At 45.2% G+C, this 13,722-nt stretch carries 12 protein-coding genes; 1 reads left to right on the top strand and 11 read right to left on the bottom strand.

All coding sequences use genetic code 11. From position 1 onward, the window contains the following. Positions 1 to 322: 322 nt before the first annotated feature. The 3 genes from WA407_RS10280 to thpR all read right to left on the bottom strand — a co-directional run bounded on the left by WA407_RS10280 (position 323) and on the right by thpR (position 2,632). Entirely contained in the window at positions 323 to 1,006 is a 684-nt protein-coding gene (locus WA407_RS10280; RefSeq protein ID WP_029516186.1) for a metal-dependent hydrolase, read from the bottom strand. Between the two features lie 135 nt (positions 1,007 to 1,141). Then, the gene (locus tag WA407_RS10275; protein WP_025720522.1) at positions 1,142 to 1,954 is read right to left on the bottom strand and encodes a cell wall hydrolase; all 813 of its coding nucleotides are present in this window, start codon (positions 1,952 to 1,954) and stop codon (positions 1,142 to 1,144) included. A 111-nt stretch (positions 1,955 to 2,065) separates the two neighbouring features. Continuing rightward, the gene (gene thpR, locus WA407_RS10270; RefSeq protein ID WP_235307589.1) at positions 2,066 to 2,632 is read right to left on the bottom strand and encodes an RNA 2',3'-cyclic phosphodiesterase; all 567 of its coding nucleotides are present in this window, start codon (positions 2,630 to 2,632) and stop codon (positions 2,066 to 2,068) included. 228 nt (positions 2,633 to 2,860) lie between these two features. Here thpR and WA407_RS10265 point away from each other — a divergent pair, with 228 nt between their 5' ends. Beyond that, positions 2,861 to 3,817, top strand: coding sequence for a D-2-hydroxyacid dehydrogenase (locus WA407_RS10265; RefSeq protein ID WP_336077315.1), 957 nt, complete (start codon positions 2,861 to 2,863; stop codon positions 3,815 to 3,817). 4 nt (positions 3,818 to 3,821) lie between these two features. On the opposite strand, the gene WA407_RS10260 is transcribed toward WA407_RS10265, so the two are convergent. The 8 genes from WA407_RS10260 to WA407_RS10225 all read right to left on the bottom strand — a co-directional run bounded on the left by WA407_RS10260 (position 3,822) and on the right by WA407_RS10225 (position 12,973). Beyond that, the gene (locus WA407_RS10260) at positions 3,822 to 4,808 is read right to left on the bottom strand and encodes a TRM11 family SAM-dependent methyltransferase (RefSeq protein ID WP_336077314.1); all 987 of its coding nucleotides are present in this window, start codon (positions 4,806 to 4,808) and stop codon (positions 3,822 to 3,824) included. Between the two features lie 13 nt (positions 4,809 to 4,821). Then, positions 4,822 to 5,766: an MsnO8 family LLM class oxidoreductase gene (locus tag WA407_RS10255; protein ID WP_336077467.1), complete on the bottom strand. Its 945-nt coding sequence runs from the start codon at positions 5,764 to 5,766 to the stop codon at positions 4,822 to 4,824. A gap of 69 nt (positions 5,767 to 5,835) precedes the next feature. Continuing rightward, positions 5,836 to 7,251: a deoxyguanosinetriphosphate triphosphohydrolase family protein gene (locus tag WA407_RS10250; protein WP_160790201.1), complete on the bottom strand. Its 1,416-nt coding sequence runs from the start codon at positions 7,249 to 7,251 to the stop codon at positions 5,836 to 5,838. A 304-nt stretch (positions 7,252 to 7,555) separates the two neighbouring features. Further along, positions 7,556 to 7,945 carry a hypothetical protein gene (locus WA407_RS10245; protein WP_185156333.1) on the bottom strand — a complete coding sequence of 130 codons (390 nt, stop codon included), beginning with the start codon at positions 7,943 to 7,945 and terminating at the stop codon, positions 7,556 to 7,558. 14 nt (positions 7,946 to 7,959) lie between these two features. Next, positions 7,960 to 9,102, bottom strand: coding sequence for a hypothetical protein (locus WA407_RS10240; protein ID WP_235307585.1), 1,143 nt, complete (start codon positions 9,100 to 9,102; stop codon positions 7,960 to 7,962). A 234-nt stretch (positions 9,103 to 9,336) separates the two neighbouring features. Continuing rightward, complete coding sequence (nikC, locus tag WA407_RS10235) at positions 9,337 to 10,248, bottom strand: nickel transporter permease (RefSeq protein WP_103048940.1); 912 nt, start codon at positions 10,246 to 10,248, stop codon at positions 9,337 to 9,339. Positions 10,249 to 10,283: 35 nt separating this feature from the next. Then, positions 10,284 to 11,288, bottom strand: coding sequence for an ABC transporter permease (locus WA407_RS10230; protein ID WP_069291317.1), 1,005 nt, complete (start codon positions 11,286 to 11,288; stop codon positions 10,284 to 10,286). A gap of 29 nt (positions 11,289 to 11,317) precedes the next feature. Beyond that, positions 11,318 to 12,973: an ABC transporter substrate-binding protein gene (locus WA407_RS10225; protein ID WP_336077313.1), complete on the bottom strand. Its 1,656-nt coding sequence runs from the start codon at positions 12,971 to 12,973 to the stop codon at positions 11,318 to 11,320. Between the last annotated feature and the right edge of the window lie 749 nt (positions 12,974 to 13,722).

The following is a 13,722-nucleotide window of genomic DNA, read 5'->3' as shown; positions in this document are numbered from 1 at the left end:
TCCGCCGAATGCGTATGTTTTTCAATAATTATGCAATGGCTTGACTTGAAAAATACGTCGATTCCACTGATGAATCTAATTAGTTCTATCATTTTATCATTGACCTATCATGTTAGCAATTCAAAGTTTTTATGATTGTGATAATAAATCTTTTACATTACAGCTTCAACGTATCAATGCAAAAATATCTCATTTTTATGTATAAATATTCACTTTTAAAAAACAGCCTTTCCTATTCCTCTAAGGAACAGAAAAGGCTGACAAAGGAGATTTGATGAGTTTATAGACCATCAAGTGTATTCCCGTAAATTAGATATCCGTATTAAAATTCGAGACTTTCGCCGGGCTTCAATGCTTTCCCTTCAATACCTTCTTTGTGCAGACGATCGCAGAAGCCGTCTCCGTCCTGCTCAATACCCGGGAACGTATTGTAATGCACCGGTATTACGCGGCTTGCACGCAGCCATTTTGCTGCCAGCAGTGCATCCTCCGGTCCCATCGTATAACCATCTCCGATGGGCAATACCGCAGCATCGATGGAGTTAGTTTCGCCAATGAGACGCATATCGCCAAACAGGCCAGTATCCCCTGCATGGAAAAAGGTTTGGCCTCCCATGGTCAATAAGATCCCCGCCGGCTCTCCCATGTAAATGGTTTGCCCGTCCACCGTCAAAGATGAGCTGTGGAATGCAAGCGTGAATTTCACATGGAAACCGTCAAAGTGGTGACCTCCACCCAGATTCATACCGTGAGCTTTGGCTCCCAAGGATGAACAATATTCGGCCAGTTCCGCGACCGCGATTACTGGACAATCATTGCGCTTGGCAATTTCAACAGCATCTCCAAAATGATCGGCATGACCGTGTGTCAACAACACGGCATCCACCTGAATATCCTCGGCCTGTACGGTTGCTTTAGGATTTCCCGTCAAAAAAGGATCAATAATAATCCGTTTCCCCTCTGCCTCTACCAGTACAACTGAATGTCCATAATATGTGATTTTCATATCATCTACGCCTCCTTTGTCACTTTCATTATTTTGGTTACTTTCCTTTACCTATTATACCTCTTTTGCATACTGGCTTCACCAGTACCCTAAAATTCGTTCACAAAGCTGAACCCTATTGTTTAGAAAGGGCTGTTATTTGTAGAAGGTATGATGACCGATAGTTTTCACCTTCGTACGCGAATGATGAACCGTAAGGTCCTGGGCCAACGTAAGCGACAGGAAAAAACAGGTGTTATCAGGCACGGCTTTATGGCCGTTCAAAGCAGCAGTAACCGCACGGATGCTGTCCTGGTTGGGCTGAACACGACGAAGACGCCCGTTCGCGACCGGACTAAATTGCGCTTTTTGATAAATCACTGCCTGAATCGTATCGGGAAATGGGGCTGACCGCAGCCGGTTTAAGACAACGTTGGCAACTGCCACTTTGCCTTCGTACGGTTCGCCTTCTGCTTCTGCCATCACTATTTTTTGCAGCAGGAGCAGTTCTTTAGCGGAGACAGGATAGCTCCAGGTAGACAACGCCTTGTCATCCTGCGTGAGCATTTTTGTCTTCGTAAAGTAGATGGTTGTAGGAGGGGTTAGGATTGCGGACTTGCTATGCTGGACCTCAGGCTTTTTCTTGCCTGTAGCAACGTTATTCCGGGCTTGTTCCGCCTGCTTCATCTGGGAAGCGGGTAACGGAGTCGGCATGATTTCTTTCCAGCTTGACTGCCCATGAGCAGCGACAAAGATGGGGCTTGTCCTGTTTGACCCGTTATGGGTCCCCATCCTGTCGCCATATGTAGGAGACGAAGAGTTCCCTGACCAGCTCAGAGATTGCATAGGTGTATTTTTATGATTTTTCTGTGTTTGCTGAACCTCAGCGTAGAGGCCTATCCCCAATATACAAACAAGCAGCACACTCAATAGAGGTGCAAACCAACGATGTTCTTTAACGATTTCCATAATGTTCCTCCCGTTAACTATAAGCACATTCCTCAGATATGTAACCTAAAATGCGCTTTTTGAATAACGCTGAAACACTATATCACTAAATTCGCTGATAGATCAAGGCATTCACCTCATTAATGGGAATGTTTGAATTATATGGTACATTGGTTTTTGACCCATTCGGGTTGTATATAAAACAAATTCTCCCACTTTCCATGGCTCGCTGCATCGGTCATTTGGCTGCCAAATAGACGGTGGAATAGCATGCTTTCCTGTGTACGAACGTGCTAGGGTGATATGAGGTCGATAAGGTCGCTCCTCGGGTTTAAAACCCAGCGGTTCGGTAGCCTGGAGTATGGACTGGTACAGTTGATCCAGTGAATCACGCTGCCCGGTCACTCCCCTCCACAGTACACGCGGAAATTCTTCACGGCCAAAAAAACCTGCTTCTCCGATGCTGAGTGTGAAGGGGTCATGCTCAGCTGCAGCTTGAACTAAAACCTGCTCAAGTTTCGGTATAACCGAGGTCTCCACATCACCCAAAAACTGAAGTGTCACGTGATAATCTCTGAAATCACTCCATTTGCGAAAAGTCAGGTCTTTTAAATCCTGCTCTACCCAATAATGTAACTTCTTCTTATGCTCATTCGGAAGAGCAATAGCTGTAAAAAGTCTTTGCGATTCATTTTTCATCAACCTATTACCTCCTTTCCTAATAGATAATTGTGGATATCTCAAAAAGTAGCTGTTTGGTTTGTCCCTGATCAGGGTAAAGCCATTTGTTGTTATATATTGTGACACTGCGAGCGTTTTTTTACCCTCCTTATGCAATTTTTTCGGCAATCTGTTATTCTTGAAAGGATGGTTCGCCAGAATATATTGGAAACTCCAAGGAATCAAAAATCGAGGAGGCTATGAACTATGGGAAACATTTTAAGCTTACATCAACTTACGGAAGAGCAAAAAAAACAAGTTCGTGCAACGGCTCCGGGCTACGAGTTGATTATTGGCAAAGCTCAGTCATTGGAGTCTAGACAAATCCGGGAGGCCGAGGTTATTCTAGGCTGGTCCAAGCATATTGCCGAAGAGGCATTACATCCAGACAGCAAGCTGAAATGGATACAAACCTGGTCGGCTGGGATTGATAAGCTACCGCTTACCGAATTGGAGAAGCGTAACATTTTACTAACGAATACAAGTGGTGTGCATGCAATTCCAATTACAGAGCAGATCTTTGGAATGTTGCTATCGCATACACGTTATTTACAGCAAGCAGCTCTCTTGCAACGTCAGAAAACATGGCAGCCACCGAAAGGCCAACTGACGGAATTACGTGGTAAAACGCTGTTGATTACAGGCGTTGGCGAAATTGGCCGGGAAACAGCGCGGATTGCAGAAGCCTTTGGCATGCGGGTGATCGGAGTTCGCCGTTCTGGCAAGGAAGCTCCCCATGTAGAGCACATGTATACTAACGAACAACTACACGAAGCATTGAGAGCAGCGGATATCGTGGTAAATATATTGCCATTCACTGAGGAAACCCATCACTTCTTTGACGAAAAAGCATTTGCAGCTATGCGTAAGGGTGCCTTCTTCATTAATGTAGGTCGCGGTGGCACCGTTCATACGGATGCGCTTGTTCGCTCTTTGGAACAAAAGCATATTGCCTTTGCCGGACTGGATGTATTCGAGGAAGAACCGCTACCTGCTTCACATCCGCTATGGAGTCTGGACCATGTCTTGATCACACCGCATATTGCAGGCGATACGGACAAATATGCCGAACGGGCGGTGGATATTTTTCTTACTAATTTGAATGCCTATGCCGCTGATCAGGAGTTACCGCTGAATTTGGTTAACTACAAAACTCAGTATTAATACGCTACTTACAGATCCAGATTTCCCGACTCATACCTGTCTTATGTATGCGGCATTGCTCCGTAAGGGTCCAGCCTGACTCAGATAACAATGTTTCCATCGGCTCCGTGCTCACGACCACTGCCCGCGCGGCCAAGCGTCTCAGACTGCGCAGCATCTTCTTTTGTTCATCCGCCGGGAGCACGGAGCACAGGTTATAGGGCATATCCAATATGGCCGCATCGTATGTGCCTTCGAGCATATTCATATCCCCGAGCTTCACTAGATCTTCTTCATATCCAAAATGACGCAAATTCACTCGTGCCCCACGCACCGCCAACGGGTTGATATCACAACCGCGAATATCCTTCCCCATGCTCAATGCCTCAATCATTACATTGCCCATACCACAACACGGGTCTAGCAGTTTCAATGAGCCTGACTCTCCCTTTGCGGCTGTTAGATCAGTTGCTGCCAAATTCACAAGTGCCCTAGCTACCAGAACGGGTAGTCCAGTAGAATAATTTTGCGGCTTTTGACGACGCTCCTGCCACGATCTGTCGCTATACTGACACGTGCCCAGTAGCCACCGTTCTCCTATCCGAATAACACCAAGGGTGATATCCGGTGTCTTCATTTGCGCCTGGCCATGAATGCGTGCCCCAATTCGGCGTTCGATCCCGCGCCGCTCGTCATAGTCGGCCTCATGGTCACCTTCTTTAAGGCACAACACCTTGAAAGTCTTTCCTTCCTCAAGTTGTAACATAGAGGCTGCTTCGCATAGCTCTTCCAGTGTTCCCGCATCTGTCATTACATCCAGCCGAAGATGAATAAACGGGCTCGTCCCCGGTTCCAGCCGCCGATGGGACAACAGGATGGAATCCTGTACGGGCGGCTGACCGAACAAGCATTTCAATTCCAAAAGACACAACTCACGCTCTGTTTCATGACACGCATAGGTATATATGTAGCTTGGTTTCATTTCTTCGATATTCGTTTTCTGTTTATTCATGTCATATCTCTTTTCATTTGGAATCAAGGCTAGAATTTACAGCCTCCGCTATTAGATGGTAGGAGTGAAGCCGCTGCTCATAATCGGGAATCGGTGTGACCAACAGAAACTCATCATTATCATATTTAATCTGCAAGCCGCGTAACCGTTCGGCAATATCCGACGGCGTTCCCACTAGCCAGCTGGCTCGCATTGCCGGGTCGCCCAATGAAATCTGAGCAGCCCATTGCTGCGCCAGTTCATTTGTCAAGGCACATACTGCTCCTACAGCCACCATGGTACGTGGCTTGTCCATCCGGTTGGATGGCTGAAAGCTGGAGCGGTAAATGCTTAGCATTTCTTCCGTTTGCTGTTCACTCATAAACTGACCGAATACATAGCCTGTTGAATACTGGGCGGCATATTCGGCACTTTTTCGGTTTGTACCTAGCATCCACACTGCTGGCGGCTGTTCAGGCATCGGCCGGGCAAACACAGGTACCTGTTCATACTCGTAAGTACCTTCCAGCAAAGCCAATAGAGTTTCCATCGTCTGTGGCAGCTCCGTCACATGTTGAAGAAAATTACCGCTCAGTGCCATCGAAGCATGAGGTCCCCCACCAGGTGCTCTCCCCAGGCCCAATTCGACTCTGCCAGGATATAGAGCGGCCAGTAGATGAAACCATTCCGCGACCTTGACTGGACTATAATGCGGGAGCAAAATAGCGCCCGCACCCAGTTTAATGGTCTTCGTCACTGCCCCGATATGCGACAGCAGCACTTCCGGGCTGGAGGAAGCCAGCCCCTCCATATCATGGTGCTCCGAGGTCCAGTAGCGTGTATATCCCCATGCTTCTGCCTGTCTCGCTAGTTCACCAGCTCGTTGAACCGCCTGCTCCGGACGGTTACCGGGCAGCAACGGCACCATATCGAGCACACCGAGATTCAACCTTTTTATAGATAAAGACCGAGATTGCATAGACACATTCCTCCCTCCTGCTATCCATTACAAACCAGTTCCTTCTACTATATAGGGGAAATTTAAAGGTCAATCCAGATCATAAATGGAACCCACCTTCAGACCGTATAACTCATTATAGATTTTTTCAGCAAAAGCATCGGTCATACCTGCAATATAGTCTATGACCATATGCTCCCATGTCCAGATCGGTTTCGCCTTGGCTTGGTCGCGCTCATAGCGCTGGAGCCAGTCGCTTGGGATAATCGATTTGGACGTTTCTGGGTCCAGAAACGCCAGCCACAGCCGTCTAAGCATCCACTCACTCCGTTTTTGCAGTCGCTGTACGCGCAGATCGCGGATCATCGTAACCCAAGCAAAGCTTTTCAACACACTCACAGTGCGCAGCATATCCAAATCTTCGCTTCCATCCCGCACGAAGGTTACCTTTTTCCAATTTCCATCATCAATTACACCCAAGCTACTGACAAACAGGCTGACCCAGTATGCCTTCACTTCACGGCGAGTACGGGAATAATCGTGTTCACACATCGGCATCTTGCCATTCCACACCTTCAAAAATTCGCTCAGCACAGCCGCTACCTTCTGCTCAATCTGAGCCAGTTGCCAGCCTTGCCAGAAGCTATCCTCCAACGTGGTGATTTTCTCCGTAATCAGACGAATTAAATACGGATCATATAAGAAATGCTCGTGCACCTCGATTTTCCCAGCTTTAATCCCATCCTCCAGATCATGCGCAGAATAAGCGATATCGTCGCACAGGTCCATAAGCTGGGCTTCTAGCGTCTTTTTGCCATCAGGGATACCCCAATCCTCGCGGATCGAACGTATGTATTCCCACTCATGCAGGTACAACCCTTTTTTGTTCAGAATCCCCGGGTATGGGTATTTGTTGATCCCCAGTAACACAGCGTCCGACAAATTCAAACCATCCACGTTCTCACGCTTCTCCAAAAACATAATCAGTCGGAAATTGTGCGCGTTCCCTTCAAAATGCTCATAAATTCGTCGCTCACGCGCATAGGCCTCCTGTCCACGCTTGGACTCCGGTGTGAAGCCTCCGGCAGAGGATATCTTTTCTACCTTTGTTTCAATCAGTTGATCCAAAATCCCGTCCAGCACCTCTTCTCCCTTGTGTCCGAACGGTGGATGCCCAAAGTCATGTGCAATGGAAGCACATTCTACCACCTCAGGGTCAATGATCAGTCCTGCGTTATCTGCCTGTTCCAGCTCTACTTCGGGATGACGGCGCAGCAAGCTTCGTGATGCTTCACGCGCAATTTGCGCTACCTCCAAAGAATGCGTCAGTCGTGTGCGGTAATAATCGCCCGTGCCTGCGCCAAATACCTGTGATTTACCCTGCAACCGCCGGAAAGTCGGTGAATGGATCAAACGGGAGTAGTCCCGTTCATATGCGGCCCGTGAAGCGTCGCTTCGTGTCTGTTCCGCAAATTGCCGATGCTCTCTCTTGTCCTGCCATGTCATAAAGCCCACTCCCTACGTACTCAATTGGAGTGATTATACATTTTTTTCGCGCTTCATGAAAGCTCACATGACTTTCAGTTATATATGTAAGCATCAAACTATCCCCACCTATTCGTAAGAGTAGGAAGAATTCATAATGAACCTCATTCCCACTAGAGGATAGATTTTCAATTGGAAACCAATCTGCTAGATTTATGGACTGAGCGCATTATCGCCTATCAAGTCAAGCCAGTGGTCAGACGATGAGAAATAAAAAAACAAGTCCCAACTATGTCCCGAGACTTGTTTTTGCTTATGATAACTTCTATTTTTCCATTAATTTATTGAATATTTCTCTATCTTCGGAAGTAAAGTCGGAAATCCGTTTCTTTTGCTTGTATGTGTTGGTACTTGAATCCAGCTTAATGAAGCTATTTTCACCAACCACATATACGATATTGTTTTTTATCTTATATGACACAATATTATCAACAGTATTTTCCGTTGGATCAGCAAGATGATTATAAAGTATTAAAGGGTCGTCCGGCCCCCCTCTAAAAATTTGAAAAGTCCCGTCACCAAAATATTCTACGGTATCTTTGCCTGATGGGTATTTATACTTCGTATCATCCCCAGAATTCACCAGGAAAATTAGAGTAGTAATTATAACTAGTAGAGAGATCAAGATCAAAATAAAGATATATCTACGCTTCATCTAAAATTCACACCTCACTTCCAAGCTTTTCTTGTATCAGTTACTGTTACATAAGACGTATACTCATTTAATGTTCCCCATGATTCCATTAAATTTGTTAGGTTTGCTGCAGCCCAACCAAGTTTGTTGTTCCCAGTAAACATTTGTTTAAAATTATACTCAAAATTATATTTATCATAATATATTGTAGTAATTTTCCATTGCCCGTCAACGTAGTTTCCATTTATTTTATAATACATCTTGTGAAAAGCATTATATAAATCTTTATCACTTTCTAATCCCTTAGATTCATTATTTGAAAAACTTTTAGCTTTATTAGCATTAGCTTTTTTGACTTCGTCATTAACTATTGCGATGTGTTCTTTAGATTTTTTAATTTGCTGCGCCTCATATGACCATTCGTTAAAGTGTAAATTTCCTGGGTTGTAATCAAGTGAATGTTGAAGTAAATTGGCCGTAATGTCCCCGTACTTCTTTCGAGCTATAGGAACAGCTACTGATGCAAATGCTTTACGATCAGGATAATGTATTACAGTATCTGTAGATTTCTTTACCTTCTCTACGCCTCGCACCCAAGTCTTTTCTAGTTCTACCATCGGATTTTCAAACGGAAAAGTATTATTTCCTGCATACACTAACATATTCTTACTATATGCGCCTTCCAGTACTTTTTGCGAGACATCAGACTGATCCTTTTCTCTTGTTTCCTTAGGTTTTAACTGAGGACTGTACTGAATTTTTCCCAATTGATCTTCTTTTTGTTTTAAAACAAGTTCAAACTCAAGAATCTCTTTGCTGGTATCAATCAGTTCTTGATACTCATCTACATAAGCGTGTGTAAACGTAATATCTCGGATTGTATTTTCATTTCTAACGATTTGGATATTACATTTGCGATAGTAATCCTCACTATCAGGTTTATATTCTGTGTTTGCCCATGTATACAGCATGTTGGATTTATCCGCATTGTTTATAACTGAAGGAAGCGAATGAAGCGGAATTTTGCTTCGAATATGTAGTGAATGAGTCAAGTTCGGAGACTTAGCTGAAAGATTTATGGAACTATTATTCTTATAAGTAAAACCAATGATCTCACCTTTTACAAACTCGATTGGTTCACCACCGGATTTGCGTTCTATTCTTAATGAAATGCTCATTGAAGTAATCTCCTCTGTTAATTTAATCTAGCTATATAGGAAAAATTTATGAAAAAACCAATTTCCAAATATTAATATATAAGAAAGATATTAAATAGTAAACATATTTTTAACTTGTACTTTTTCAGTTCGAATCGAACTTGAAAATCTAATATAAAAAAGGTGGTCCCCAGCCATTTGCTTCAGGCCAGAGAACACCTCTTTCTCAGTTTTATATACCTCACCACTTTTGCTCTAACGCTTTGCCCTCGGGTCCAATACATCCCGCAGGCCGTCTCCCATCAGGTTAAATCCCAATACGGTCAGCATGATAGATATCCCCGGAAAGATAACTGTCCACGGCGCGTTCTGGATATATTGCCGCGAATCGGACAACATTTTACCCCACTCTGGCTCAGGAGGTTGTGCACCCAAGCCCAGAAATCCAAGCGCTGCCGCTTCAATGATGGCCGTTCCGATCCCCAACGTTCCCTGTACGATGATTGGTGTCAGGCTGTTAGGCAAAATATAGCGGAGGATGATTCGTGTATTATTGGCTCCAAGCGCTCTAGCAGAAGTGATATACTCCTCCGTTTTGACACTCAGCACCTTAGAGCGAACTAACCGTCCATACGTTGGCACATTGACAATGGCAATGGCGTACAACGCATTTTCCAATGAAGGCCCTAAAATGGCTACAATAGCAATGGCCAGCAAAATCCCCGGAAATGCCAGTAAAATGTCGAATAGCCGCGAAATGGCCATATCTGCCCATTTTCCGTAAAATCCTGCGATTAAACCTAAGGCTGTTCCTACAATCATTGAACCAATAACAGACAAGAAACCGACCCACAACGAGATTCTGGCTCCATACAGCGTGCGAGTCAGTAAATCTCGACCGAGATCATCCGTACCGAACCAATGCTCCGCAGAAGGAGGCTGCAAACGGCTCACCAAATTTTGCTCTTTATAGTCAAAAGGTGCAATCCACGGCGCGATCAAAGCAATGATGACAAAGAAGATAATAATGCTCAGGCCGACGAACGCCATTTTATTGTGACGGAAAGCCCTCCATGCGTCTCTCCAAGGGCCAGTCACGACAGGCAAATGCGCCAATGTGCTGCGTGTCGTCGGTATGTTGTTGGGTTCCATTGAAAATTGTGACATCGGACAAGCTCCCCCTTGAACAATTGACGACTTGATTACTGATAACGGATACGCCGGTCGAGCACCGCGTACAGCAAATCGACAATCAGATTAATGATGACGAACAGGAACGCTATGATCAGAATTCCGCTTTGAATAACCGGATAGTCACGCGAGCTGATCGCTTCAAAAATGTACCGTCCGATGCCGGGCCAGGCAAAAATGGTTTCTGTCAGTACCGCGCCTCCCAGTAGTGATCCAGTCTGAAGACCGATGACAGTAAGTACGGGGATCGCAGCATTTTTAAGCGCATGTTTGTACACGACTTGAAAAGATGCCAGCCCCTTCGCCCGAGCCGTACGGATATAGTCCGCATCCATAACCTCCAGCATGCTGGAACGAGTAATGCGCGCAATGACCGCCATTGGAATCGTTCCAAGTGCGATACTGGGCAGGATCAAATGCTTGATGACGGTCCATACCTGATCCATACGCCCACCTATAAACGCATCAATCACGGCTAAATGTGTCACAGCTTCCACCGGATCACGGGAATTCATGCGTCCGATGGAAGGAAGCCAATGCAGTTTATTTGCAAAGATCCACTGCTCCATCAAGCCCAGCCAAAAAATCGGCATCGATACTCCGACCAGTGCAATGACCATGCTGACATAGTCAAACCAGGAATTTCGCTTCCAGGCACTCACGATGCCGGCATTCATTCCGACTACAACGGCAAAAAACATGCTTGCTACTGTCAACTCCAGCGTAGCCGCCAGATAAGGGACCATTTCCCGGGCAATCGGCTGCTTGGTGCGAATGGAATCGCCCAAGTCCCCTTGTGCCAGCTCACCTAAATAGGTCCCATATTGCTGTAACCACGGCTTATTCAGCCCCAATTGCTCACGTAGCGCCTGCTTGGACTGTTCCGTAGCCTTATCTCCCAGTATGGTTTCCGCCGGATCTCCCGGAATGGCATGAATAATGGAAAAAACGATGAGCGTCATGCCCAGTAATACAGGAATCAATATAGCCAGTCTTTTCACAATATATGAGTTCATATCAGATTCACCGCCTACTTGCGTTTGGGCTATTCAAAATAAATATTTCCGTACGCTTCCATACCTGCCGGAGAAGGTACAAAACCCTTGAGATTCGCTTTACCTGCCATCAGCGGTGTGCTGTGAACCAATGGAATCCACGGGGCATCCTGTTTAATAATCACTTGTGCTTGTTTATACAGTTCCGCACGCTTGTCCTGATCGACCTCAACCTGCGCCTTCACCAATATTTTGTGGAGTTCCTCATTCACATAAAAACTACGGTTATTGCCTGGAATCGTATCCTTGTCCAGCAATGTGTAAAGGAAATTATCCGGGTCGCCATTGTCCCCGTTCCAACCCAGCATGTACAGATCATCCTTTTTCCCCGCCTTAAGATCATCCAGATACGTAGCCCATTCCGGGGATTGGATGTTTACTTTGACGCCTATTTTTTCAAAATCGGCTTGAATGGCCTCTGCCACCTTTTTGCCGTCAGGCATATAAGGACGAGATACGGGCATTGCATAGAAGGTTAAAGGCTCGGGAAGCCCGTTAGGAAAGCCCGCTTCCGCCAGCAAAGATTTAGCCTTATCCAGATCATAGACGTAGTCCTGAATACTATCGTTGTACCCCCATAACGTAGGTGGCATCGGATTGACCGCAGGCTTAGCCTGCCCTGCAAACAATGCATCAATAATAGCCTGCTTGTTCACTGCGTGATTCAGTGCCTGCCGCACCTTGGGATTATTGAATGTTTTTTTCTTTAAATTAAAGCCAATGTACGCCACATTAAAGGAGGGACGTTCAATTTTCACTAATTCGCTATTGCCCTCTAACTGCTTTGCATCATCTGGGTTCAAATCCTCCATCAGGTCAATTTCCCCGTTTTGCAGAGCATTAAATCGTGCGGTATTGTCGGGTATGGAACGAACAATGATCTTAGCCAGCTTCGGCTGCCCCTCTTTCCAATAGTTTGGATTCTTCTCCAGCGTGATGGTATCGTTCCGTTTCCATTCCTTAAATACAAAAGGCCCCGTGCCGACCGGATTACTCTTGAAATCAGCCTTTTTCTCCTGAATAGCCTTGGGACTTGAAATACTAAAGGATGGCATAGCGATATTTTGTAAAAACGGCGCCTGCGGCTTGTTTAGTGTAAACTGGACGCTGTTCGCATCTACCGCTTTAACCTCCTTAATCACCCTACTTCCTTCAGGACCAAACATAGAATCATAATAGTCAAACGAGTCACCTTCAAATTTGTATGGACTTTTCGGATCAGCCCAGCGGTCAAAGTTAAACACAACCGCTTCTGCGTTAAAGTCACTTCCGTCATGGAATTTCACACCCTGACGCAGCTTGAACGTATAGACCAGTCCATCCGGTGATACTTCCCAGCTCTCTGCAAGCCCCGGTTGGATCTCCGTTGTATTTTCCTTATATTCCAGCAGTGTGTCGAACACTTGCAATCCGATTTTTAGCGACTCGCTTTCAGTCACAATGGCAGGATCTAGCGCCACGGAATCTCCGCCGCGTCCATAAATGAGCGTGTCCTGCACGCCCTCTCCTGCTCCGCTTGGTGTTTTCCCTGCCTCTGGCTTTGCTCCTTCACCTGATCCCCCACAACCGGAAAGCGCCAAAACAGCTCCTAGCGCAAGCACCAGCAGAACGGTCCAGATTTTGTGTTTTGCATACTTTTTGCTCATGCAGCAAACCCCTTTCACACCTTATATATTGTTAATTCGTTGATACCGGATGAATGCCAATTCCTTTAGATTGACATGACAAGCTTGTCCTCAAGCTGTGGTCCCAAATTCCGAGTTCATCAAATAGGTGTAGTAGGACAGAAGTGTTCATAATCTAGTGGTATAAGAGGATGCTATAGGGTAATGAATAGATGTGATGTAATAAATAGAAAGAGGAGTATGTCAGGTCGTGGTGAAAGTGTGATATATACTCACAAACAGTGAATATTATGCTCAAACAAAGTTGATTATTGGATACTTTACTATAAAATCTGGAAGCAGACAAGGGGGTTTTTCATACATTACCATATGTTTTTATACATCATGTCAATTAATATTACAAACCAATTTACACAATCATATCAAATAAATACTCCTGCTTGGGGTCTTCAACCTCCAAGCAGGAGTATGATCTTACCCCAAAAATGTATTCAGCACCAAACCTACAGTCACGGCTTGGGCTCCTTTTACGATAGAGAAATGATCTCCAGGCACTTTATGCGTGAACATTTCCCCCTTACAATACAATTCCCATCCTTTATATCCTAATTCCCAGGTATGTTCTGAAATAAACAAACAGACAGGGGCCTTTACAGCTCGATTGGGCTGGTAGACATGCTGCATTTTCACCCAATGATTCACACTTTTAAAGCGTTCGAGTTCAGCTTATGTAAAAATCATGAAGAACATTACTTTACAATAAGTGCAGG

Origin of the sequence: Paenibacillus sp. 203 (assembly GCF_037027525.1) — a bacterium.
Classification (GTDB): Bacteria; Bacillota; Bacilli; order Paenibacillales; family Paenibacillaceae; genus Paenibacillus; species Paenibacillus polymyxa_B.
This window is presented reverse-complemented; position numbering and strand designations above follow the sequence as displayed.

Coding starts and splice junctions, on each gene's coding strand:
- WA407_RS10275 (WP_025720522.1), bottom strand. CDS start 1,954: ATGGAAATCGTTAAAGAACATCGTTGGTTTGCACCTCTATTGAGTGTG.
- WA407_RS10230 (WP_069291317.1), bottom strand. CDS start 11,288: ATGAACTCATATATTGTGAAAAGACTGGCTATATTGATTCCTGTATTA.
- WA407_RS10225 (WP_336077313.1), bottom strand. CDS start 12,973: ATGAGCAAAAAGTATGCAAAACACAAAATCTGGACCGTTCTGCTGGTG.
- WA407_RS10245 (WP_185156333.1), bottom strand. CDS start 7,945: ATGAAGCGTAGATATATCTTTATTTTGATCTTGATCTCTCTACTAGTT.
- thpR (WP_235307589.1), bottom strand. CDS start 2,632: ATGAAAAATGAATCGCAAAGACTTTTTACAGCTATTGCTCTTCCGAAT.
- WA407_RS10255 (WP_336077467.1), bottom strand. CDS start 5,766: ATGCAATCTCGGTCTTTATCTATAAAAAGGTTGAATCTCGGTGTGCTC.
- nikC (WP_103048940.1), bottom strand. CDS start 10,248: ATGTCACAATTTTCAATGGAACCCAACAACATACCGACGACACGCAGC.
- WA407_RS10265 (WP_336077315.1), top strand. CDS start 2,861: ATGGGAAACATTTTAAGCTTACATCAACTTACGGAAGAGCAAAAAAAA.
- WA407_RS10260 (WP_336077314.1), bottom strand. CDS start 4,808: ATGAATAAACAGAAAACGAATATCGAAGAAATGAAACCAAGCTACATA.
- WA407_RS10250 (WP_160790201.1), bottom strand. CDS start 7,251: ATGACATGGCAGGACAAGAGAGAGCATCGGCAATTTGCGGAACAGACA.
- WA407_RS10240 (WP_235307585.1), bottom strand. CDS start 9,102: ATGAGCATTTCATTAAGAATAGAACGCAAATCCGGTGGTGAACCAATC.
- WA407_RS10280 (WP_029516186.1), bottom strand. CDS start 1,006: ATGAAAATCACATATTATGGACATTCAGTTGTACTGGTAGAGGCAGAG.